We start from the raw sequence: 24,296 nt of genomic DNA, 5'->3' as shown, positions 1-24,296 counted from the left end.
ACAGTAATCAGGACTGAGCCATGACGATTCACAAGCACTGGAGTCTGGGTGCCAAGCTGGCGCTGGTGGGGGCACCCTTCCTGCTACTTGCTTTGCTCTCAACCGCTGCCACGCTGTGGGTCTCGTGGCAACTTGACGGCGGCGCTGCGGCCGTCAATGAAGCGGGCCGGATGCGGATGCAATCCTACCGGATGGCCCTCTCGGTTGGAACAGGCGATTCCAGTGCCCTGACCGAACAGGTTAAGGAATTCGACGAAAGTTTGGCCGTCCTGCACAGCGGCGACCCGGAGCGACCGTTGTTTGTCCCCTGGGACAACACGGTGCGGGCGCGGTTCGCCACCGTTGAACAAGACTGGGCCCGCTACCGAGCCAACTGGATTGATGTCAAGCCAAAAGTTTTAAGTGAATTGAGGACAGAGACTGTCGCCTTCGCCTCACATATCGACGCCCTCGTGACGAGCATTGAATCCCACATGGCGCACTGGACGGCCATTCTTCACATGTTGCAAATGACCATGCTGGCCATGGCCATCTTGGGCGCTGCCGTTTTACTCTACACGGGGTATCTTTTCGTTCTGGAACCGGTTGGCCAACTCAAACAGGCCATTGAAAAAATTCAGTCAGGTGATTTTGGGGCCCGCGTAGAACGGGTCACCAGTGACGAGTTTGGGACACTGGCGGACGGCTTTAATGGCATGGCAGAGCACTTGCAGTCGATGTACCGCCATCTGGAACGTAAGGTGGCGGAAAAAACGGCACAACTTGAAGAAAAACATGAACGACTGGAAAGTCTGTACGAGGTCACAGCCCTGGTCGCAAAAGCCACCTCGCTGGACGAGTTGGCGCAAGGCTTTGTAAAAAGCATCACCCGGATTTCCCGCGCTGATGGTGTCGCGTTGCGCTGGTCGGGCCAAACCAACCAGCGTTACCTGATGCTGGCAGCGCAGGGCTTGCCGAACTCCATGGTGGAGGCGGAGCTATGCCTTGACAAAGGGGATTGTCATTGCGGCGTAGCCACCCCTGTGTCGGGATTGCGCGTAATCCCTATCCAGTCGCTGACAGACACCTCGTTGCAACATTGCGCCAAGGCCGGCTTTGAAACCGTCATCAACATTCCGGTGTACCTGCACGAACGGCTGATGGGCGAAGTCGATCTTTTTTTCCATGCCCGCGTCAGTCCCTCGCCCGCAGAACGATCTCTGCTTGAAGCACTCAGCAGCCATCTGGCCAGCGCCATGGAAAACTTGCGTCTCAATTCGCTCGAAAAAGAAGCGGCTGTCTCGCAAGAGCGGCACTTGCTGGCCCGGGAGCTTCATGACTCCATCGCCCAATCCCTGGCATTTCTCAAAATTCAGGTTCAACTGATGCGCGACGCAGTGCAGTCCGGCAACGCCGTCGAAATCAAACAGGTGCTGGAAGAAATTGATATCGGCGTACGCGAGAGCTACGGCGATGTGCGTGAGTTGCTACTGCACTTTCGTACCCGCACCAACGCCGAAGACATTGAGCCCGCGCTGGCCACTACGCTGCGAAAATTCGAACACCAAAGCGGCATCAAAGCATCCCTGAGCATGCAGGGGCAAGGCATGCCACTGTCGCCCGACCTGCAAATCCAAGTGCTGCATATCGTTCAGGAAGCGTTGTCCAATGTTCGCAAGCACGCGCGAGCTTCGCAGGTCTGGCTTGATGTGCAGCAGCAGCCCGAGTGGCGCTTTGAGGTACGTGACGACGGCGTCGGCTTTATCCCAAATAACGACCAACTCGACGAAACCCATGTGGGCCTGCGCATCATGACGGAGCGCGCCCAGCGCATTGGCGCTGATCTGGACGTCATCTCCACCCCAGGTCATGGCAGTTCGGTCATTCTCACCCTGCCGCCGCCCGCCCACCCGATGCCGACGGACACAACGTTCACGCGTGAATCCAACGTTGCTACCGTATGAACCCTGACATGCCCCCACCCGCCCTCCCGTCCATTCGCATTCTGGTGGTGGACGACCACACGCTGTTCCGGCGCGGCCTGATGGCGCTGTTGGCCCGCGATCCGCGTTTAAATGTGATCGGGGATGCGGGGGATGCCGGTCAGGCACAGCGAAAGGCGCAGGAGCTACAACCCGATATCATTCTGCTGGACAACCACTTGCCGGGTGTTCACGGCGTCGACGCCTTGCCCGCCTTACACGAGGCAGCGCCTAGCGCCCGCATCCTGATGCTGACCGTCAGCGAAGATGAAAACGACCTCGCCGCAGCGCTGCGCGGCGGTGCCGCCGGCTACCTTTTAAAAACCATAGAAGGCGATGACTTGACTGCCGCCATCTTGCGCGCCATGCAGGGCGACAGTGTCGTCGCCCCCGAGATGATGAGCAAGCTGGTCGCCGCTTACCGCGGAGCGACCACGGCAGTACCTGCAACTGCGGCAACCACGACAACGGCAGCAGTGCCGGCGACAACGTTGAATGCGTCCATTGCCAGCCTGTCACCACGCGAACTCGATATTTTGCGTGGCATCGTACGGGGCGCCAGCAACAAAGAAATTGCGCGTCAACACGGCATTGCCGAAACCACCGTCAAAATCCACGTGCAACACGTCTTGCGCAAACTTGACGTCAGCTCCCGCGTCCATGCGGCCGTCATAGCAACCGAGCACGGTCTGCTTTGATCTAACGCAAGCAATCACAACGAATACGCCGCCCTAGTTCTTCAGAACTATGGCGAGGGCTTGCGGGGTAGTTCTAATTACCCTGGTCGCCGCTCCTTCAGAGGGATACCGCAGAAGGTCAGCCCCCCCTAAAGTCATGTCATGCAAAAAAGGAGTTTTTGACATGACAAAAAAAGGGCAAGCACTTTCGGTGCTGATGGTCAGCACACTCGCTTTCACCGTGTGCTTTATGGTCTGGATGATGTTTGGGGTGATTGGCATCCCAATCAAGAAGGCACTCGGCCTCAACGCCACAGAATTTGGACTGCTGACGGCAACTCCCGTGTTGACCGGTTCGCTGATTCGGGTGCCACTAGGCATCTGGACCGATAAATACGGCGGTCGCATCGTGATGGCCCTCCTGATGGCGCTCACGATACCGGCGATCTGGTTGATGAGCTACGCCACCGCCTACTGGCACTTTCTGGTCATCGGGCTGTTTGTGGGCTTGGCAGGTGGATCATTTTCAGTCGGCACACCTTATGTGGCGCGTTGGTTCCCCAAGAAACAGCAGGGTTTTGCGATGGGCGTTTATGGCGCCGGCAATTCAGGGGCCGCCGTCAATAAATTCGTCGCGCCAGCGCTGGTTGTCGCCTTTGGCTGGGCCATGGTGCCGCAGGTGTATGCCGCCATCATGCTGGGGACGGTCGTCCTGTTCTGGTTGTTTAGCTACAGCGACCCGACACACCTGGTGCCGAGCCATATCAAGTTCAGCGATCAGCTCAAATCGCTGAAAGACCCGAAAGTCATGAAGTACTGCCAGTACTACAGCATTGTGTTCGGTGGCTATGTGGCCTTGTCGCTCTGGATGGTGCAGTACTACGTCGGCGAATTCGGACTGGACATCCGTTCCGCCGCCTTGCTGGCAGCCTGCTTCTCGTTGCCCGGCGGCGTCTTGCGTGCGGCCGGCGGCTGGATGTCTGACAAATGGGGCGCGCACAGCGTGACTTGGTGGGTCTTGTGGGTCAGCTGGATTTGCCTGTTCTTGCTCAGCTACCCGCAAACCGATTTCACCATTGCCACGACCAGCGGTCCGAAAACTTTTCACCTCGGCCTCAACATCTACGCATTCACTACCCTGATGTTCATCCTGGGTATTGCCTTCGCCTTTGGCAAGGCCAGCGTCTTCAAATACATCAGCAATGATTACTCCGACAACATCGGCACCATCAGCGGCATCGTCGGTCTGGCGGGCGGCTTGGGTGGCTTTGTACTGCCGATCATGTTTGGTGCGCTGATGGACCTCACCGGCATCCGCTCCAGCGCCTTCATGTTGATGTATGGCGTGGTGTGGGTGTCGCTGATCTGGATGTACTGGACCGAAGTGCGTCGCAGCGAAGTCATGGGCAAGAACGCCGCGCCCTTCAGCCTGCAGAACTGAACTCAGATTTATCGAAAGAACCCTATGAATATGAAAACACAATCCAGCGCTGATATCGCCGATTGGCGGCCGGAAGACAAAGAGTTTTGGGAAGCCACGGGCAAAAAAGTCGCCTATCGCAATTTGTGGATCTCCGTCCCCAGCCTGTTGTGCGGCTTTGCCGTCTGGGGCATGTGGGGCATCATCACGGTGCAGATGTTGAATCTGGGCTTTCCGTTCACCCAGGCCGAGCTCTTCACCTTAACGGCGATTTCGGGTCTGGCCGGCGCCACCATGCGGATCCCGGCTTCTTTCCTGATCCGGCTGGCGGGCGGGCGCAATACCATTTTCCTGACCACCGCCATGTTGTTGGCCCCGGCCATTGGCACCGGCGTCGCCTTGCAGCATCCTGAATGGCCGCTCTGGGTCTTTCAGTTGATGGCACTCTGGTCGGGCGTGGGGGGTGGCAACTTCGCCAGCTCCATGTCCAACATCAGCACCTTCTTCCCGAAGCGTTTGCAGGGCACGGCACTGGGCTTGAACGCCGGCTTGGGTAACTTCGGCGTCACCACGATGCAGATCGTGATCCCACTGGTGATGACGATGAGCATCTTCGGCAGTTTCGGTGGCGAGCCCATGACGCTGGTCAAAGACAGCGGCTGGATTTTCGGCAAGATTGCCGCCGGCACCCCCACCTGGATCCAGAACGCTGGCTTTGCCTGGCTGCTCTCGCTGGTTCCTTTGGCGGCGCTGTGCTACTTTGGCATGAATAACCTCAAGACGGTTTCCCCCAACACCGGCAGCACGATTGGCGCCTTTCTCAAGATCATTTGGCTCTACACCCTGTCCTTCGTGCCTGCCGGTCTGGGTCTGTATTTGTACTTGCCTAAACCGACGGGCCTGGGCTTGCTGAACATGTGGGTGGCCATGCCGCTGATCATTGTCAGCACCTTGTTGGTGTTGAAGCTCACGGCCTTTGGCACGATGAAAGAAAACATCACCAAGCAGTTCGCCATCTTCAGCAACAAGCACACCTGGACACTGACCGCGCTTTACATCGTGACCTTCGGTTCGTTCATTGGCTTCTCCATGGCACTGCCACTGGCGATCACGGTGATTTTTGGCATCAGCCACGTGCCGGATATGGCGGGCGTCATGCAGCACACCCTGAAGAACCCCAATGCCCCTTCCGCCTTGACCTATGCCTGGATTGGCCCCTTTGTCGGCGCCCTCGTGCGGCCGATTGGCGGCTGGATTTCGGACAAGGTGGGCGGCTCCATCGTGACGCAAGTCATCTCGGGCGTGATGGTCGTGGCTTCGGGCGCGGTCGGCTACGTGATGATGCAAGCCTACGGTTCTGCGGCGCCTGAGCAGTACTTTGCGACCTTCATGTGGCTGTTTGTGCTGCTGTTTGCCGCCAGCGGCATTGGCAACGGCTCCACGTTTCGCACCATTGGCGTTATTTTCGACCGCCAACAGGCTGGCCCCGTGCTGGGCTGGACCTCCGCGATTGCCGCTTACGGTGCCTTCATCGCCCCGGTGGTGATTGGGGCCCAGATCAAAGCCGGCACGCCACAGATGGCGATGTATGGCTTCGCTGTCTTCTACGCCCTGTGCCTGGTCTTGAACTGGTGGTTCTACCTGCGCGCCGGCTCGGAAATCAAGAACCCCTAAGCCGCAAGCCTCCGATGTGCATGATGCCAATACGCTACTATTTTTATAGCTAGTTGCGCATAGTACACGGGGGTTAGAGCCTGTTTTTATATAAATATCGTCATTTTTACAGAGGTATCCCATGAGCCACTTTCTGGATCGACTCAGTTATTTTTCTCAACCCAAAGAGCCTTTTTCCGGCGACCATGGCGTCACCACCGGTGAAGACCGTACTTGGGAAGACGCCTACCGCGACCGCTGGGCGCACGACAAAATCGTGCGCTCCACCCACGGCGTGAATTGCACGGGCTCCTGCTCGTGGAAGATTTATGTCAAAGGCGGCATCGTGACCTGGGAAACCCAGCAAACCGATTACCCCCGCACCCGTTGGGACATGCCCAACCACGAACCCCGGGGCTGCGCTCGTGGCGCCAGCTACAGCTGGTATTTGTACAGCGCCAACCGCGTGAAATACCCGATGGTGCGCGGCCGCCTGCTCAAGCTGTGGCGTGAAGCCCGCATCTCCAACGACCCGGTCGATGCCTGGGCCTCGATTGCCCAGTCCGATGCCAAGCGCAAGGACTACCAAACCGTGCGCGGTTTGGGTGGCTTTGTCCGCTCCAGTTGGGACGAAGTGAACGAAATGGTGGCGGCCGCCAATGTCTACACCATCAAGAAACACGGCGCCGATCGCATCATCGGCTTCTCGCCGATTCCTGCGATGTCGATGGTTTCGTATGCGGCAGGCAGCCGCTATCTGGCGCTGATTGGTGGCGTGCCGATCAGCTTTTACGACTGGTACTGCGACTTGCCTCCGGCCAGCCCGCAAGTCTGGGGCGAGCAAACCGATGTGCCCGAATCGGCCGACTGGTACAACTCCACCTTCATCATTGCCTGGGGCTCCAACGTGCCCCAAACCCGCACCCCGGACGCCCACTTCTTTACCGAAGTTCGTTACAAGGGCGCCAAGACCGTGGCGGTGACACCCGACTATTCCGAAGTCGCCAAACTGTCCGACATCTGGATGAAGCCCAAGCAGGGCACCGATGCCGCGGTCGCCATGGCCATGGGCCACGTGATCCTGAAAGAGTTTTACTTTCCCGATGGCGGCAAACCGCGCAGCGCGTACTTTGATAACTACGTGCGCCGTTACACCGACATGCCGATGCTGGTGATGCTCAAAGAGCACCAACTGCCCACCGGCGAAACCGTCATGGTGCCCGACCGTTATGTCCGGGCCTCTGACTTCAATGGCAAGCTGGGCGCGGCCAATAATCCGGAATGGAAAACCGTCGCCTTTGATGACAATGGCAAAGTCGTGATGCCCAACGGCGCCATCGGCTTCCGCTGGGGACCGGACGGCCGTGCCGATGAAGGTCAATGGAATATTGAAGCCAAGGAAGCACGCCACGGCACTGAAGTCAAACTCAAGCTGTCGGTGATGGAAGGTGAAAACCCCAGCCTTGAGACCGCCAAGGTCGGCTTCCCCTACTTCGGCGGCATTGAGAGCGAGCATTTCCCGAACAATGCCAGCGGTGCTGCGGCCAACAACGTGCTGGTGCGCACCGTGCCGGTGCAACGCATTTCGCTGGGCAAAGAAGGCGACCAGCGCGAAGCACTCGTGGCCACCGTGTTCGACCTGCAGGTGGCCAACTACGGCGTCGCTCGCGGTCTGCCCGGTGAATTGGCGGCCAAGGACTTCGACGACGACACCCCTTACACGCCAGCCTGGCAAGAGCGCATCACCGGCACGCCGCGTGAACAGCTCATCACCGTGGCACGCCAGTTTGCGGAAAACGCAGACAAGACCCACGGCAAATCCATGGTCATCATCGGCGCAGCCATGAACCACTGGTATCACGCTGACATGAACTACCGGGGCGTCATCAACATGTTGATGATGTGCGGTTGTATCGGCCAAAGCGGCGGCGGCTGGGCGCATTACGTGGGTCAGGAAAAGCTCCGCCCCCAAACCGGCTGGACCGCACTCGCCTTTGCCCTGGACTGGGTGCGCCCACCGCGGCAAATGAACGGCACCAGCTTTTTCTACGCCCACACCGACCAGTGGCGTTACGAAAAGCTGGGCATGGAAGAAGTGCTGTCGCCGCTGGCTGACAAATCACTCTACGGCGGCAGCATGATTGACTACAACGTGCGCGCCGAGCGCATGGGCTGGTTGCCGTCTGCACCGCAATTGAAGACCAACCCCATGCAAGTCGTGCGCGATGCTGTGGCCGCTGGTATGGACCCGAAGGACTACACCGTCAAGAGCTTGAAAGATGGCTCCTTGACCATGAGCTGCGAAGACCCGGATCACCCTGACAACTGGCCGCGCAACATGTTCGTGTGGCGCTCCAACATCTTGGGCTCCAGCGGCAAGGGCCATGAGTATTTCCTGAAGCATCTGCTGGGCACCAGCCACGGCGTGCAGGGCAAGGATCTGGGCAAAGATGAAGCCAAACCGACCGAAGTGGTCTGGCATGACAAGGCGCCTGAAGGCAAGCTCGATTTGGTCGTCACGATGGACTTCCGCATGAGCACCACCTGCCTGTATTCCGACATCGTGTTGCCCACGGCGACCTGGTACGAGAAGAACGACCTCAACACCAGCGACATGCACCCCTTCATTCACCCGCTGTCGACGGCGGTGGACCCGGCTTGGCAGTCACGCAGCGACTGGGATATTTACAAAGGCTTTGCCGAGAAATTCAGCGAAGTTTGCGTGGGCCATCTGGGCGTCGAGCGCGAAATGGTGCTCACCCCCTTGATGCATGATTCCCCTGCCGAGTTGGCACAGCCATTTGGCGTGCAAGACTGGAAACGCGGCGAGATTGATCTGATCCCCGGCAAGACCGCGCCCAATATGGCGGTGGTCGAGCGCGATTACCCCAATGTGTTCAAACGATTCACGGCCCTGGGCCCTCTGATGAACAAGATGGGCAACGGCGGCAAAGGCATTAACTGGAATACCCAGATTGAAGTCAAGCAGCTGGGCGAACTCAACGGTCTGGTAACCGAACCGGGCGTGACCTGTGGCATGCCCAAGATTGAGACCGATATTGATGCGTGCGAGGTCATCCTGCAACTGGCGCCAGAAACCAATGGCCACGTCGCCGTCAAAGCCTGGGAGGCTCTGAGCAAGCAAACCGGAATTGACCACACGCACCTGGCGATCCACCGCGAAGATGAAAAGATCAGGTTCCGCGATATTCAGGCCCAGCCGCGCAAGATCATCAGCTCGCCAACCTGGAGTGGCATTGAGTCAGAGACCGTGTCCTACACGGCCAACTACACCAATGTGCATGAGAACATTCCTTGGCGCACCCTCACCGGTCGTCAACAGTTCTACATGGACCACCCCTGGATGACGGCTTTTGGCGAAGGTTTCAGCAGCTACCGTCCGCCGGTCGACCTCAAGACGACGGCCGGTATCCAGGGCATCAAGCCCAACGGCAACACCGAGATTGCGCTGAACTTCATCACGCCGCACCAAAAGTGGGGCATTCACTCGACCTACAGTGACAACCTGATGATGCTCACGCTGAGTCGTGGTGGTCCCTGTGTGTGGATGAGTGAAGACGACGCCAAAACAGCCGGCATTGTCGACAACGACTGGATCGAACTGTTCAACATCAACGGTGCCATTGCGGCACGGGCCATCGTCAGCCAGCGGGTCAATCCCGGCATGGTGATGATGTACCACGCACAAGAAAAGATCATCAACACCCCGGGCGCCGAGACTACTGGCATTCGCGGCGGCATTCACAACTCGGTGACCCGCATTGTGCTCAAGCCGACCCACATGATCGGCGGCTACGCGCAGTTCAGCTACGGCTTTAATTACTACGGAACCATCGGCACCAACCGCGACGAGTTTGTGGTGGTTCGCAAAATGAACAAGATCGACTGGCTGGATGACGAATCCGGCTCGGCCGACACCTCCACAACCGCCCACGCCTAAGGAATACGACCATGAAAATACGCGCTCAAATCGGCATGGTGTTGAACCTGGACAAGTGCATCGGTTGCCACACTTGTTCCGTCACCTGCAAAAACGTCTGGACCAGCCGCCCCGGCATGGAATACGCCTGGTTCAACAACGTCGAGACCAAACCCGGCATCGGTTACCCCAAGGAGTGGGAAAACCAGGAGAAATGGAATGGCGGCTGGATTCGCAAACCGAACGGCAAGATCGAGCCACGCCAAGGTGCCAAGTGGAAGTTGCTGATGCGCATCTTCGCCAATCCCAACATGCCGGAGATTGACGACTACTACGAGCCTTTCACCTATGACTACGCCCATTTGCAATCGGCGCCGGAATCAAAGGCAACACCGACGGCCCGCGCACGCAGCCTGATCACCGGTCAGCGCATGGAGAAAATTGAATGGGGCCCCAACTGGGAAGAAATTCTCGGCGGCGAATTCTCCAAGCGCAGCAAGGACAAAAACTTCGACGATATCCAGAAGGATATCTACGGCCAGTTTGAAAACACCTTCATGATGTACCTGCCCAGGTTGTGCGAGCACTGCCTGAACCCGGCCTGTGTCGCCAGCTGCCCATCCGGCTCGATCTACAAGCGCGAAGAAGACGGTATTGTGCTGATTGACCAAGACAAATGCCGCGGCTGGCGCATGTGCGTCAGCGGTTGCCCGTACAAAAAGATTTACTACAACTGGAAATCGGGCAAGGCCGAAAAGTGCATCTTTTGCTACCCCCGCATTGAAGCCGGTCAACCCACCGTGTGCTCGGAAACCTGCGTCGGCCGGATTCGTTACCTCGGCGTGCTGCTGTACGATGCCGACCGCATTCAGGAAGCGGCCAGCGTGGAGCATGATCGCGACCTGTACCAGGCCCAGCTCGATATCTTTCTTGACCCGCATGACCCCAAAGTCATCGAACAAGCGCGTATCGACGGCATTCCAGACAAATGGATGGAAGCGGCCCGCAAGAGCCCGGTCTACAAAATGGCGGTCGACTGGAAAGTGGCGCTGCCGCTGCACCCCGAATACCGCACCCTGCCCATGGTCTGGTATGTGCCACCGCTGTCGCCGATCAGTGCTGCCGCTAACGCAGGTCACCTGGGCATCAACGGTGAAATTCCAGACGTCAAGCAGTTGCGCATTCCGGTCAAGTATTTGGCCAACCTGCTGACTGCCGGTGATACGCAACCGGTTGAGCGCGCACTGGAGCGCATGCTGGCCATGCGGGCTTACCAGCGTGAAAAGCATGTGGATGGTCGCATCAACACGGCGGCGCTGGACCAGGTCCAAATGACCCAGGCCGATGTGGAAGAGATGTACCACGTGATGGCGATTGCCAACTACGAAGATCGTTTTGTGATCCCCAGCACGCACCGCGAATATGCCGAGAACACTTTTGACATGCGCGGCGGCTGCGGCTTCTCGTTTGGCAGCGGCTGTTCTGACGGCACCAGCGAGCCAAGTCTTTTTGGCAGCAGCAAACGTCGCACTATTCCTATCAAGGCGGAGATTTAAACCATGGCACTCTCTAATGCTTCAGTCAGCCTGCGGGTTCTGGCCCGGCTGCTCTCCTACCCCGACGCGGCCCTGCGCGGCGACTTGTCCGACATGCATGAAGCGCTGCACGCCGACAAGACCGTGATGCCGGGTCGCCTGGCCGAACTCGACGCCCTCATGGCCACCTTGAAAAATGGTGACTCACTTGAAAACGAGGCGGACTACGTAGAAATGTTCGACCGGGGTCGCGCCACGTCCTTGCACCTGTTTGAGCATGTGCATGGCGATTCGCGTGACCGCGGACCGGCCATGATCGATTTGGCGCAGACCTACGAAAAGGCCGGCTTGTACATCGGCCCCGGCGAAATGCCGGACTACTTGCCCGTGGTGCTTGAATTTGTGTCCACTCAACCGCCCAAGGAAGCGCGTGCGTTTCTGGGCGAGATGGCGCATATTTTTAATTCCATCTTCAGTGCCTTGCAGCAGCGCGAAAGTGCTTACGCCAGCGTACTGGGCGCCTTGCTGGAACTGGCCGGTGAGACAGCGCATGCAGTCAAAGTAACACCGGACGAACCCATCGATGCCGCGTGGGAAGAACCGGTGGTGTTCGATGGCTGCTCCACCAAAGGGCAGGCCAAACCGGGCCAAGCCCAACCCATTCACTTTGTCAAGAATGAAGCGCTCAACGCCAAGGCGAAAACCGCTGCAACACAAGGAGTCTCACTATGATCACCCTCGACAATTTCTTGTTCGGCTTGTACCCCTACATAGCGTTCACCATTTTTTTATTGGGCAGCCTGATCCGGTTTGACCGGGACCAATACACATGGAAGAGTGACTCTTCACAGTTGCTCAAACAAGGCCAATTACGCTGGGGCAGCAACCTGTTTCATGTCGGTGTCTTGTTTCTGTTCTTCGGCCACTTCTTTGGCATGCTGACACCGCACTTTGTGTACGAGGCTTTCATCAGTGCGGGCAACAAGCAGCTCATGGCCATCGTGTCCGGCGGCATCGCGGGATTGCTGGGCTTTATCGGCGTGAGCCTGTTGCTGCACCGTCGCTTGTTTGAGCCGCGCATTCGCATCAACTCGAAGACCAGCGATATCGTTTTGCTGGTACTGCTGTGGCTTCAACTCGCCTTGGGCTTGGCCACCCTGCCCTTGTCTGCGCAGCATCTGGACGGCAGCATGATGATGCGACTGGCCGGCTGGGCTCAGAGCATTGTGACTTTCCAAACGGGTGCCCCCGCGCTACTCGCTGGGGCGGGTTTTGTCTTCAAAATGCACATGTTCTTGGGCATGAGCATCTTCTTGATCTTCCCGTTCACTCGCCTTGTCCACGTTTGGAGTGGCTTCGGCACCGTTGGTTATTTATTCCGCGCCCCCCAAGTGGTACGCGCTCGTCGTCTGAATGTGCCCGCTGGCCAGAACCAGCCACGCCGTCCTGGCGCTGGCGTTTAAGGAAGTCATCATGCAAATTACAACTCCTGATAAAGCAGAAATTGCCAGCATCAACGGTGTGGCACTGAATACGGTCGACGAAACCCTGTCTGCCGATGACCTGCGCCAACGTGCTTGTTCAGAGCTGCTGCGACAGGCGGCAAGCGCCCAGGGCTTGCTGTCAGACCGCGATATGCCAACCACCGACGGCGTACTCAGCGAAGAGGCCTCCAGTGCCATTGAGGCATTGCTTGAACAGAGTCTGGCGATACCCGAACCCTCAGAGGAGGCCTGTCGGCGCCACCATGCGGCGAATCAAGCGGTCTACAGCACCGGTGAACGTGTCAACGTGCGCCACATCCTGTTTGCGGTGACGCAAGGCGTTGACGTGGTGGCCCTGCGCAACCGCGCTGAGACAACCTTGCTTGATGTCCGTTGTCATGATGGCAGCAATGTGGAAGACGGATTCTCCAAGGCGGCCCGGACCCTATCGAATTGCCCGAGCGGGGCAGAAGGCGGCAGCTTGGGATGGCTGACCACCGCAGATTGCGCGCCCGAGTTCGCCAAAGAGCTTTTCGGACATGCGGAGGTGGGGGTTTTGCCGCGCCTGGTGCACAGCCGCTTTGGCTTGCATGTGGTGGAAGTGCTGGCGCGTGAACCTGGCCAGGAACAATCGTTTGATTCGGTACGTGGGGCCGTGGCCATGGCTTTGCGGCAAAAAACCTATGTCACCGCCTTGCGTCAATATTTGAGCCTGTTGGCTGGCGAAGCTGCCATTGTGGGGGTCGATCTCGACGCCTCCGATTCGCCTTTGGTACAGTAACTGAATTTACTGACGAATCACTGTGCCTGACGAACTGCTTGCCCGCCTCCGCCGCTTCCACGATCACACGTTTCCGGGCGTTCAAGAGCAGTTTCAAAATCTGGTCAAGGATGGGCAACATCCGTCCATCCTGTTCATTGGCTGCTCTGACTCACGTCTGGTCCCGTACCTGTTGACGGGCACGGGACCCGGCGAACTGTTTATTGTGCGCAACGTCGGCGCGTTCGTGCCACCGTATGACGGCTCGGCCGGCTACCACGGCACCTCCGCGGCAATTGAATTTGCGGTGTTAAACCTGAAGGTTTCCCGCATCGTTGTCTGTGGCCACAGCCATTGCGGCGGCATCCGCGCCTTGTACGAAGAGATCGATCCGCAAGCCAAGAATCTGGCGGCGTGGCTGGAACTGGGCCGGGAAGCAGCCCTGCCCGTGCAGGTCACACCGGAAGCCCTGCGCCGCACAGAGCAACGCGCCGTGGTGCTTCAGTTGGAGCGACTCATGGGCTACCCGATGGTGCGTCAACAAGTTGAGGCCGGCAAGGTTGCGTTGCACGGATGGCACTACGTCATTGAAGAGGGCGAGGTGCATGTGTTCGATGTCAAGAGCGGTGAGTTTATTCCCGCATCAACCGCCTCCCACAGCGGCACCGGCCCCTACCAGGAGATCGAAGATTCGATTAACACGCCGGTGTTCAATGAGATCGACGAGAGTTACGCGAATCTCTCGTCCTTGGTCAAGCCAGATCGGCTTTAGCGCCCTTAAGCCAGCATGACCGGTTGACCCTGGCGGTCAAATGGAATGTAGGTTCCCAAGGTTCCCGCCTTGATGGCTTCCACCATTTGCTGCAACGGTTTTTCAGCCGCCTCGCTGGTCGGCGCAAGCCCGCCGCTACCGGACAGAGCGGCGGCGAACACGATGCTCCACTCTTGACCAAACTGGGTTGACTCTTGCACCAGGTCGGAAAAAGTGAGTAGTTCTTCAGCGGTTTTATCCACGCACATGGTGGGCACCAGCGCGCCACCCTCGCCGGCCAAAAAACTATCACGCTGCGCCGCTGTACTGTCATCCGGCAAATCGGCACTGGCAAAGACAAATAACAACCGTTGGGGTTGGGTTTGTTGTCGTGCCGCCTGCAACAAATCATCAAAACTGGCAATATTCATGGTTCAGTCCTTCTTTAAAAATACGGTTTAACCAGCAGACCCAAGGAATCCGGGGCCACACCCTGCGGCAATTCTTCGAATCCACCCAAGTAGCATGCGTTTAGCTCTGCTGCAATCACTACCGGTAGTGTTAAGACACCATCACAACCACTACCTATAGCGCCCGAACAACTAAAATCGTTCGAACAAGCTTGCTTTACATCAATGACATCGCCAACGCTCGGCCCTAGTATTCCACAGTCTTTTTCAGGAACTACGTTATGTCGCAAAAAACACCCGAACGAACCAAACCAGCCCTGGCGCTGGCACCTCAGCAAATCAGCGAGGAAGTGCTCCTTGAAAAGTACAGCAAGGGCTCCGAAAAAACCATTCTGGACGTCAACCAGCGGGTGGCACGTGCCTTGGCCGAAGTCGAAGCACCCGAGCACCAAAAGCAGTGGGAAGCCAAATTCCTGAAGGCGCTGCAAAACGGTTTCTTGCCGGCCGGACGTATTCAATCTGCTGCCGGCACGGATTTGGCTGCGACGCTGATCAACTGTTTTGTGCAGCCGGTGGGCGACTCCATCTCCCACATTGAAGACGGCCACCCCGGCATCTACACGGCGCTGACCGAAGCCGCCGAGACCATGCGCCGTGGTGGTGGCGTCGGTTATGACTTCTCGCGTATTCGACCGCGCGGTGCGTGGGTTGGCAGTACGCAAAGCAGCGCGTCAGGGCCCGTGAGTTACATGCGCGTGTTTGACCGCTCATGCGAAACCGTTGAATCCGCCGGCGCCCGACGCGGTGCGCAAATGGGGGTTTTGCGGTGCGACCATCCGGATATTGAAGAGTTCATTCATGCCAAGGACACGGGTGACTTGAAAAACTTCAATATCTCGGTTGGTATCAGCGACGCCTTCATGGAAGCCGTGCAAAAAGACGGTGAGTTCACCCTGGTCCATCGTGCCGAACCGGGCACCGCCCAAAAAGCAGCGGGTGCTTACGAAGCCAAAGAAAGTGGTTTGTGGGTTTACCGAAAATTGCAGGCGCGCGAGTTGTGGGACCAGATCATGCGCTCCACCTACGATCATGCCGAGCCTGGTGTTTTGTTCCTGGACCACATGAATCGCGACAACAACCTGTCTTATTGCGAAACCATTGCCAGTACCAACCCCTGCGCCGAACAACCGCTGCCGCCTTATGGCTGCTGCTGCCTTGGCTCCATCGACCTGACCCGGTTTATCGACCATCCCTTTGAAGCAAAAGCCCATTTTGACGCGGCCGCGTTTGCCGAAGTGGCACGCGTCGCAACGCGCATGCTGGACAACGTACTGGACGTAACGGTGTGGCCGCTGCCGCAGCAACAGGAAGAAGCCCGCAGCAAGCGTCGCGTGGGACTGGGCTTCACTGGACTGGGCGATGCGTTAGTGATGCTCAACTTGCGTTACGACACACAGGAGGCGCGGGACATGGCGCGGCAAATTTCCGAATTGATGCGCGACACCGCCTACGACGCCTCGGTTGAACTGGCGATTGAGCGCGGCGCCTTTCCGTTGTTCAATGCCGACCTGTACCTCAGTGGCCAGACCTTTGCATCGCGCTTGCCCACGGCCCTGAAAGAACGCGTGCGCACCCATGGGCTGCGCAATTCGCACCTGCTCTCCATTGCGCCGACCGGCACCATCAGCCTGGCTTTTGCGGATAACGCCAGCAACGGCATCGAACCGGCGTTCAGCTGGAGCTACACCCGCAAGAAGCGCATGCCTGACGGCAGTTTCAAAGAGTACGCGGTGGAAGATCACGCCTGGCGTCTCTATCGCCACCTGCACGGCGAGCATGCGCCACTGACAAATGCCTTCGTCACCGCGCTGGAAATGAGCGCACAGGCCCATGAAGCGATGGTGGCTGCCGTGGCCCCCTTCATTGACACCGCCATCTCCAAAACGGTCAACGTGCCGGCTGACTACCCCTACGAAGACTTTCAGCACCTGTACATGGAAGCCTGGCTGTCTGGATTGAAGGGCTTGGCCACTTACCGCCCCAACTCGGTGCTGGGATCAGTACTGAGCCTGACGCCCACAGCCGCTCCCCTGTCCGCGCCTGCGGCCTCCTCCCTGCAAATCGAAGGCGCCAACCAACGTTTGTCGCTGACGCGGCTACCGGCCCCCGTCTTGTCTTCCCTGCGCTGGCCAAGTCGCCCCGAACTGCCGGCGGGCAACCCGGCATGGACTTTCATGGTGCATCATCCTTTTGGGGACTTTGCCTTGTTTGTGGGGGAGTTGGCGCCAGCAGAAGGCGGCGCACCCAAACCCTTCGAGGTCTGGGTGAACGGCACAGAGCAGCCGCGTGGCTTGGGCGCGCTCGCCAAAACGCTGTCCATGGACTTGCGCGCCAATGACCCCGCATGGTTGCAACTGAAACTGGACGCCTTGGCCACGGTGGCGGAAGAGCACTCGTTTGAGATGCCATTCCCACCCCACGGCGAACGCCGATTGTTCCCCGGTGTGGTGGCGGCCACGGCAGCCGTTATTCGCTGGCGCTGCGAGCAGCTCGCAGCCTTGGACGTCAATGACACCAAAGTGCCTACTCCTGTGATGGATGCCATGTTCAGCCGGGGCGAACCGCAAACGGGCCCCTCGGGCACGCTGGCGTGGTCGGTAGATGTGGACAATCCGGCCACCGGCGAAGCCTTCACCGTCACGCTCAAAGAGGTCAATCTGCAAGGCCATGATGGCGCTATCGTGACCCGTCCCTGCGCCGTGGGCTTTTCCGGCAACTATCCCCGAGCGCTCGATGGACTGGCCAGGCTGCTATCGCTGGACATGCGGGTGATTGACCCAGCCTGGATCGGCATGAAGTTGCGCAAGCTGCTCAATTACGCCGAACCGCTGGGCCATTTCATGGCGTTTGTCCCCGGCTTGCCCCATGGTGAGCGTCGCCAGCAAACCTGGCCCTCCACCGTGGCGTATATCGCGCGCCTGATCATTCACCGCTACGCCATGCTGAACGTACTGGATGAAGAAGGCTTTCCATTGCGTGACATGGGCGTGCTCGACGCCCCCAAAAACCAGGAGGCCACCAGCACCATGGCCGGCAAAGTCTGCCCGGAATGCGGTAACCCCACCGTCATCCACAAAGACGGCTGTGATTTTTGTACCGCTTGCGGCTACGTCGGGCAGTGCGGCTGAGGTAGAAAACCTGGCGGTTTAGTCGCGCACCACCATCACGGGCAACCGAGTGTGCGACAGAACCGCTTGCGTCACACTGCCGAGCACCAGTTTTTCCAGGCCACTGCGTCCGTGCGAACCCATGACGATCAAATCGGCTTGCATGGACTCGGCGGCCTGCACCACGCCGCGCCACGCGGCATGCGCCTCAATCACCGAAGTCTCCACACTGACGCCCGCTGCATCGAAGGTGGCTTTTGCGTCCTTGATCGCCGCATTGGCTTCGGCGGTTGCCGCACTCAGATATTCGGCTTGCCCATAGGCAAAGTCTGTCCCGACGCCGGTAAAGGGATAGGGATCAATGACAAAAATAGAAGTCACCCGGCTGCCAAAGGCTTTGGCCAGGCCGATGGCTTTTTCAACGGCCAAGTGTGACGTCGATGAGCCATCGACCGGAACGAGAATGTGTTTGAACATGATGAAAACTCCTTTTGAATTGACAGCGTCAAGTGTCTGGGTGACTCACCTATTAAACCTTGACCGTAATCAAGCTATTGATGTTCTTCCTGAAAGCCCGCTGCACGCAGGGTGACAACCAGCGTATCACGATGCCCGCCTTGGGTGATGGGCTGGATGGGCGTTGACTCGTGAATCACACGGGCATCATCCAGCAATAAAACCGACCACGGCTCGGCCAGCGTGAAGCGTTGGCCATTTGGACCAGCCGCGTCAAACACACGGGTCTCCCCGCCCTTGACACCTTCCCGGTTCACCAGAAACACGGCGACCAGGTCGACACCATCGCGATGCGCCCCCTCTGGCGTCGGACGCCCGATGCCATCTGTGGTGTCAATGCGAAACTGGTGCGCTTCCACAAACCAGGGTTTCACCCCTTTCAGGCCTGAACACACCTGGCCCAGCCATCGCAGCAATTGAGTCAACACCGGCTGGTCAAGCAGCTCAGGCCTTAGGGGTTCAAACAAACGCTGCATGCCACCGTGCAAGGCGTTGTACTCCACCGGCTGCCAATGGGCCCGATGCGGCACTTGGGTCACTTGTCCGTCCTGCACCACAAAGCAGGAATGTCGACGCCGGCGGTAGCGCCCGCCATCTTTGAGAAAGGCATCCGGCGGCAGATCGGCCCATAAGGGGCGCAAGGCCGCCAGCGCATCCGCTGGGCAACCACTCAGGGCGCTCACACTGTGGGCATCCAGCACCGCATAGCCCTGTTGTTGCAAAACCGTACCAAGTTCAGTGGGTGCGGCCAAAGAGGGAGGAGAAAACGAGGTAGTCATTGCACCAAGCTTACCTCCTCAATTTATGACTTCGATCAAACTTAAAAAACTGGATTCCCGTATGCTTGGCCTAAATTTTTTTGGAATATCAACATGTCCACACTGCAATGGTCTGATTCGCTCGTTCTTGGTTTGCCCTTCATGGACGATACACACCATGAATTTGTTGACTTGCTGGCCACCGTGGTCCAGGCCCCTGATGACGACCTTCTGGCGGCATGGCAAACCTTGATTGACCACACCGATGACCATTTCGGCCGTGAAGACCAATGGATGCGGGACACCCGCTTCTCCTCCAGCAACTGCCACTCAACCCAACACAATGTGATCTTGCAGGTGATGCGCGAAGGCGAAAAACGCGGTCAGGCCGGTGAGTTTGGTGTGGTGCGGCAGATGGCGCATGAACTCGGCATCTGGTTTCCGCAACATGCGCAAAGCATGGACGCGGCACTGGCCTTGCACCTGCGCGGCGTGGGTTATGACACCAGCACCGGCATCGTCCACTCGCCCCAAGCCTTGCCCCAGGAGACCATTCATGGCTGTGGCGGCGCAACCTGCTCTCCTCCCGCCGGCGAAACCACACCAACGCCGGCCGACATTGCAGCCTGACAAGTCCAGTGAGCCGGCGCTGGCCACCCTGCGCCATCGTCCCTACGAAGATGTCCAGGCGCTGATCACCGGCACGCTCTTCGTGGCCCTTGGCATCGTGATGTTTGGTCACTCCGGCCTGTTGACGGGCGGCACCGCCGGCATTGCCTTCCTGATCCACTACGCCACGGGCTGGAACTTTGGCCTGGTCTTTTTCCTGATCAATTTGCCGTTCTATGGCTTGGCGTGGCGGCGCATGGGCCGGGCGTTCACCCTGAAAACATTTGCGGCAGTTGGTTTGTTGTCGCTGTTTGTCAATCTGTTGCCCAAACTGGTGAGCTTCCAGAGTTTGTCGCCTGCGTTTAGCGCCGTGATGGGCGGCTTGTTGACAACACGTTGCCCTGTCCGTGCTGGGCGCGGTGATGCTGAACCAGACCCTGGCCACCAACCACCGGGCCGGCCGCTACATGACGCTTTAGCGGTCATTATTTGCTATCAAATAAATAGCTACCCCCGCATATAAAACGGGGGCTAGCGGTCAATTTCTTATAAAAAATGCAGGTACATCACGCCAGCAGCGTGGCGTACACCAGATCACGAAACAGCATGCGGTAGTACTCCCGCTGGTTGGGCGCCTGCAACATCAGAATAGCAAACAGGTCTTCGGCCGGATCGACAAAGAAAGTCGTGCCCGCCAAGCCGCCCCAGAAATAGGTGCCGACAGAACCCGGCACCGAGGCCACGCCCAAGTGCTTGCGCACCGCAAAGCCCAGCCCGAAGCCATGTCCCAGCGGCAGCAGCGATCGGGATGCGCCGCTGTTAACCGGAATATCGCCCAGATGATCGGCAGTCATGAAATCGACGGTTCTTGGCCCCAACAGCCGCACGCCATCTAGCTCACCCTTGTTCAGCATGAATTGTAAAAACCGCGCGTAATCGCGCGCCGTAGAGGCCAACCCACCGCCGCCCGACTCCAGCGCGGTGTCTTCGCGCACATCGATCACCCGCATCTGCACCCCGCCCTCGGGATCACGGGCAAACGGTTCCGCAATGCGGGCCTGCTGTTCCGGTGGTACAGAAAACCCGGTGTCGGTCATGCCCAGTGGCTTCAAAATACGGTCTTGCAGAAACGCCCCCAGCGTCTGGCCACTCACCACTTCAACCAGTCGCCCCAGCACATCGGTGGCACGGCCATATTCCCAGACGGTGCCGGGTTCAAACATCAACGGCAAGGCGGCCAGCTCATGAGAGAACTCGGCATTGCTGCGCTCCCGCGAACCAATTCTGAGCTGGGCATATTGCCGCTGCACCGGTGCGCTGCCCATGAATTCATAGGTCATGCCGGCGGTATGGCGCAACAAGTCCTGAATGGTCGCGCTCTGCCGCACGGCTTGCAGCTGCACGGCGCCATCGACCAGGCGGGCCACCTTCTGCGCGGCATATTCGGGCAGGTACTTGGCCACCGGGTCACTCAGCAGCAGCTGCCCCTGCTCCATCAACATCATGACGGCCACCGACACGATCGGCTTGGTCATGGAGTAAATGCGAAAAATGGCGTCCTGCGTCATCGGGACACCGGTCGCCGGGTCCAGCGCGCCGACGCTGTCAAAAAGAACCACTTTGCCATGGCGGGCAATCAGGGCCACCGCACCGGGCAAGCGCTGGCGATCCACCTCGGTTTGCAGCACCGCCATCAGACGCTGGGTTCGCTGCGGACACAGGCCGACCGCTTCGGGCGACGCGGCGGGCAACGCCACGCCAGCGGGGCTTGCGTGAATGGGGGAATGGCTCATGCGGGGACTCCCGTGGTGGATGTTTGAAACACATTGCTCTCCAAAAAAGGGGCGGTCACGCTCAGTGACGCCCATCCTAATACGGTCGCGGGCTCCCTGGGGCCGTGTCGTTCAGATACGTGGGCAACTTCGCGCCGCAATGCAGACAAAAATTGGCCTCCGGCAGGTGGCCTTCGGTCAGACACTCGTGGCAGGTGCGGGTGGTGGGTGGCACGCTGTAGAAGCGCATGGCCGTCATCTCGGCCGTGACGATCCCGGTCGGCACCGCCAGGGTGCCCCAGCCCAGCAGCATCATGACCGAGGAGATCAGGCGCCCAAGGTCGGTCTTCGGTGTGATGTCGCCAAACCCGACGGTGGTCATCGTCGTGATGGCCCAGTACACCGAGGTGGGAATACTGGTGAAGCCGTTGCCGGGGCCTTCCACCACATACATCAGGGTGCCCATGACCAGCACAATCATCAACACCGCCGACAAAAAAACAAGAATCTTGCGCCGGCTGGCCTTCAGGGCGCGCCCCAGCGACTGGTATTCAGAGACATAGGCCGTCAATTTGAAAATACGAAACACGCGCAACAACCGCAGCACCCGCACATCAATCAAGGCATGAACCTCTGGCACCAGCAATGCCACATAGGTTGGCAACAGGGCCAATAAATCAATCACGCCGTAGAAGCTGAGCGCGTACCGCCAGGGATGGCGCACGCACAGCAGCCGCGCCACATACTCGGCCGTGAAAGACACGGTGAAGATCCACTCCATTACCGCAAAAAAAGAACGGTGAGTCGGCCCCGTCCCTTGCATGCTGTCGACAACGACCACCCCAACACTCAACAAAATGATCGCAATAAGCCATTGATCAAACAGACGTCCGGCCCGGGTGTCGGCCTCAAAAATAATGGTGTAAAGCCGCAGCCGCCACCCGCTCAGCGGTTTGCCGAGCACCTCTTGATCTGAAATTACCATTACTTGACTTGAGCTTCCTGTAATAAACGCCACATGACCTTGCCGGCACCGCTCTTGGGCAAGGCGTCCATGAACTGCACCTCGCACGGCACTTTGTAGACCGCCATGTTGTCACGGCACCAGTCGATGATGTCTTGTTCACTCACCAGGCCCTGGTGCGACGGCCGCAGCACAATCACGGCCTTGACCGATTCGCCGCGGTAGCTGTCTTTGGTCGAAATAATACAGGCTTCCTGGATGGCCGGATGCCGAAACAGCAACGCCTCCACCTCGGCGGGCCAGACCTTGAAGCCAGCCGCATTGATCATGCGCTTGAGCCGGTCGGTGAGGAAAAAATAGCCGTCTGCATCCACATGCCCGAGGTCGCCGGAACGAAAGAAACGTTTACCGTCCAGCTCGATAAACGCCGCAACCGTGGCTTGCGGCTGCTTCCAGTAGCCCTGAAAGAGTTCCGGGCCCTGCAGGATGATTTCACCCTGCTCACCGGTTGGCATTTCCAGCAAAGTGTCAGGATCAACCACGCGTGCGTCGGTGCTCATGAAGGGGATGCCCAAGCACTGCTGTTTGGGCGAATCCGGTGGATTGCTGTGGGTCGGTGCGGCTGTTTCAGTCAAACCGTAACCCTCCACATAGCGCAAGCCAAACAGCTCGTACAGCCGTTGCGCCACCGCCTGCGGCATGGCGGCACCGCCACCGCCGATATAGACCAGGCTGGACAAATCAAAGCGTTCAAAGTTAGGACTTCCCAGCAGATCAATCACCATGGTCGGGATATTGGTCCAGTGTGTGACCTGCCAACGAGAGATCAGGCGCCCGGCCAACTCGCGATCCCAGCGCGGCATGACGATGAGCGTGGCGCCGCCCCGAATGCTGCTGTGCATCAGGCTCACCATGCCGGTGATGTGGAACATGGGCACCACCGAGAGGACCACGTTTTCAGCCGAGCCATTCACCCACAAGCCACTGGCGATGGCGTTGTGCATGATGCTGGCATGGGTGTGCATGCAGCCTTTGGGCAAGCCGGTGGTGCCGCTGGTGTAAGGCAGGATGGCCAGATCGGCCGGTCCGACCGTCAACTCGGGTATGGCGGCCGTGCCAGACATGGCCTCCTCCCAGTCATGCACCTGACCACCCTGCAAAGCGGGGCGTGCATGGCGCGTCAGCAGCCAGTCGGTCCAGGCAGCGGGAGGGGCATCGTCGCCCGCGACGGCCGCGTCAAACGCATCGGTGAAATGGGTCACCAGCAGGTGGTCCAGCCGCTGTGCGGGGAGCAGTGCATCACTCGCCCGCGCCAGTTCGGCTGCCAGATCGGCCGTCGTGATGGCAACTTTGGCGTCCGGGTCAAGGATATAGTGCTTGAGCTCTTCGGCCCGGTTCATCGGGTTGACCGGCACCACCACCGCATTCGCCCGCAAAATCGCAAAGTGCGCAATCACCAGTTGCGGACAGTTTTGCATGCTGAGCAGCACCCGATCCCCTTTTTTGACCCCCAGCCCTTGCAAACAGGCTGCCAGACGCTCTGCTTTTTGCAGCACCTCGGCATAACTGAAAACCCGTCCAAAAAAGATGAGCGCGGCTTTATGCGGGTAACGGCGGGCGCTGGTCTCCAGGTTGTCCCACAAAGACGTGGCGGGCAGCGTAATGGCATGGGGCAGCCGCTTGGGCCAGAAACGGTAGTGCGCGCGAACATCCGGGCGGGCACTGGCGCCCAAAGAACTTGAAGACTGATCCATAAGGCAATGCTTTCCTGATCTAAAGTGGGCCGGCGCTGAACAGCAGGCAGTGCGCAAAGGATACGGGAGCCAGCGTGCACCAGAAAGCACCCGATGTCACTGACGGGACGCGATGGGCCCGGGCAAGGCGCACCAAGCAAGCGCATAAAGACGCCGTTTTGGGGC

Annotated in this window: 19 protein-coding genes; 13 read left to right on the top strand and 6 right to left on the bottom strand. The window is 58.7% G+C overall.

Annotated elements, in window-relative coordinates:
- The first annotated feature begins 20 nt into the window (after positions 1–20).
- The 10 genes from HHJ17_RS16675 (at position 21) to HHJ17_RS16635 (ending at position 14,202) form a co-directional block, all read left to right on the top strand.
- A complete protein-coding gene (locus tag HHJ17_RS16675; protein WP_296506580.1) occupies positions 21–1,943 on the top strand; it encodes a type IV pili methyl-accepting chemotaxis transducer N-terminal domain-containing protein in 1,923 nt (640 codons plus the stop codon).
- Between the two features lie 8 nt (positions 1,944–1,951).
- Positions 1,952–2,659: a response regulator gene (locus HHJ17_RS16670; protein ID WP_296506577.1), complete on the top strand. Its 708-nt coding sequence runs from the start codon at positions 1,952–1,954 to the stop codon at positions 2,657–2,659.
- Positions 2,660–2,822: 163 nt separating this feature from the next.
- Positions 2,823–4,079, top strand: a complete 1,257-nt coding sequence (locus HHJ17_RS18810; protein ID WP_366557555.1) for a nitrate/nitrite transporter — start codon at positions 2,823–2,825, stop codon at positions 4,077–4,079.
- Positions 4,080–4,103: 24 nt separating this feature from the next.
- Positions 4,104–5,732, top strand: coding sequence for an MFS transporter (locus HHJ17_RS18805; RefSeq protein ID WP_366557554.1), 1,629 nt, complete (start codon positions 4,104–4,106; stop codon positions 5,730–5,732).
- 121 nt (positions 5,733–5,853) lie between these two features.
- Positions 5,854–9,672: a nitrate reductase subunit alpha gene (locus HHJ17_RS16660; RefSeq protein ID WP_296499518.1), complete on the top strand. Its 3,819-nt coding sequence runs from the start codon at positions 5,854–5,856 to the stop codon at positions 9,670–9,672.
- An 11-nt stretch (positions 9,673–9,683) separates the two neighbouring features.
- Entirely contained in the window at positions 9,684–11,207 is a 1,524-nt protein-coding gene (narH, locus tag HHJ17_RS16655; protein WP_296499516.1) for a nitrate reductase subunit beta, read from the top strand.
- A 3-nt stretch (positions 11,208–11,210) separates the two neighbouring features.
- Positions 11,211–11,918, top strand: coding sequence for a nitrate reductase molybdenum cofactor assembly chaperone (gene narJ / locus HHJ17_RS16650; protein ID WP_296506575.1), 708 nt, complete (start codon positions 11,211–11,213; stop codon positions 11,916–11,918).
- Positions 11,915–12,649: a respiratory nitrate reductase subunit gamma gene (narI, locus tag HHJ17_RS16645; protein ID WP_296506573.1), complete on the top strand. Its 735-nt coding sequence runs from the start codon at positions 11,915–11,917 to the stop codon at positions 12,647–12,649. The genes narJ and narI overlap by 4 nt, the downstream gene beginning before the upstream one ends.
- 10 nt (positions 12,650–12,659) lie before the next feature.
- Positions 12,660–13,451, top strand: coding sequence for a peptidylprolyl isomerase (locus tag HHJ17_RS16640; RefSeq protein WP_296506571.1), 792 nt, complete (start codon positions 12,660–12,662; stop codon positions 13,449–13,451).
- Positions 13,452–13,473: 22 nt separating this feature from the next.
- The gene (locus HHJ17_RS16635; protein WP_296499509.1) at positions 13,474–14,202 is read left to right on the top strand and encodes a carbonic anhydrase; all 729 of its coding nucleotides are present in this window, start codon (positions 13,474–13,476) and stop codon (positions 14,200–14,202) included.
- A gap of 5 nt (positions 14,203–14,207) precedes the next feature.
- Here HHJ17_RS16635 and HHJ17_RS16630 read toward each other — a convergent pair whose 3' ends face one another.
- Positions 14,208–14,612, bottom strand: a complete 405-nt coding sequence (locus tag HHJ17_RS16630) for a ribonucleotide reductase subunit alpha (protein WP_296506569.1) — start codon at positions 14,610–14,612, stop codon at positions 14,208–14,210.
- Positions 14,613–14,872: 260 nt separating this feature from the next.
- Between HHJ17_RS16630 and HHJ17_RS16625 the strand changes: the two genes are divergently transcribed.
- Positions 14,873–17,779 (top strand): adenosylcobalamin-dependent ribonucleoside-diphosphate reductase, encoded by a 2,907-nt coding sequence (locus tag HHJ17_RS16625; RefSeq protein WP_296506566.1) that lies wholly within the window; start codon positions 14,873–14,875, stop codon positions 17,777–17,779.
- A gap of 18 nt (positions 17,780–17,797) precedes the next feature.
- Here HHJ17_RS16625 and HHJ17_RS16620 read toward each other — a convergent pair whose 3' ends face one another.
- Both HHJ17_RS16620 and HHJ17_RS16615 read right to left on the bottom strand, forming a co-directional pair.
- A complete protein-coding gene (locus HHJ17_RS16620; RefSeq protein ID WP_296506564.1) occupies positions 17,798–18,235 on the bottom strand; it encodes a universal stress protein in 438 nt (145 codons plus the stop codon).
- A 74-nt stretch (positions 18,236–18,309) separates the two neighbouring features.
- Positions 18,310–19,053, bottom strand: coding sequence for a 2OG-Fe dioxygenase family protein (locus HHJ17_RS16615; RefSeq protein ID WP_296506562.1), 744 nt, complete (start codon positions 19,051–19,053; stop codon positions 18,310–18,312).
- A gap of 93 nt (positions 19,054–19,146) precedes the next feature.
- On the opposite strand from HHJ17_RS16615, the gene HHJ17_RS16610 reads away from it, so the two are divergent.
- Together HHJ17_RS16610 and HHJ17_RS16605 are read left to right on the top strand one after the other, a co-directional pair.
- Positions 19,147–19,662, top strand: coding sequence for a hemerythrin domain-containing protein (locus tag HHJ17_RS16610; protein ID WP_296506560.1), 516 nt, complete (start codon positions 19,147–19,149; stop codon positions 19,660–19,662).
- Positions 19,652–20,164: a YitT family protein gene (locus HHJ17_RS16605; protein WP_366557553.1), complete on the top strand. Its 513-nt coding sequence runs from the start codon at positions 19,652–19,654 to the stop codon at positions 20,162–20,164. Before HHJ17_RS16610 ends, HHJ17_RS16605 begins: the two co-directional genes overlap by 11 nt.
- A gap of 43 nt (positions 20,165–20,207) precedes the next feature.
- Here HHJ17_RS16605 and HHJ17_RS16600 read toward each other — a convergent pair whose 3' ends face one another.
- The 3 genes from HHJ17_RS16600 to HHJ17_RS16590 form a co-directional block, all read right to left on the bottom strand.
- Complete coding sequence (locus tag HHJ17_RS16600; protein ID WP_296506557.1) at positions 20,208–21,434, bottom strand: serine hydrolase domain-containing protein; 1,227 nt, start codon at positions 21,432–21,434, stop codon at positions 20,208–20,210.
- A gap of 76 nt (positions 21,435–21,510) precedes the next feature.
- A complete protein-coding gene (locus HHJ17_RS16595) occupies positions 21,511–22,398 on the bottom strand; it encodes an ion transporter (protein ID WP_296506555.1) in 888 nt (295 codons plus the stop codon).
- Positions 22,398–24,131 carry a long-chain fatty acid--CoA ligase gene (locus tag HHJ17_RS16590; RefSeq protein WP_296506554.1) on the bottom strand — a complete coding sequence of 578 codons (1,734 nt, stop codon included), beginning with the start codon at positions 24,129–24,131 and terminating at the stop codon, positions 22,398–22,400. Before HHJ17_RS16590 ends, HHJ17_RS16595 begins: the two co-directional genes overlap by 1 nt.
- Positions 24,132–24,296 lie beyond the last annotated feature (165 nt).

This window comes from Rhodoferax sp. (assembly GCF_012927445.1).
In the GTDB taxonomy this organism is placed as follows: domain Bacteria; phylum Pseudomonadota; class Gammaproteobacteria; order Burkholderiales; family Burkholderiaceae_C; genus Rhodoferax.
Note: the sequence above shows the minus strand (reverse complement) of the source record. Positions and strands in the feature narration are given on the sequence as shown.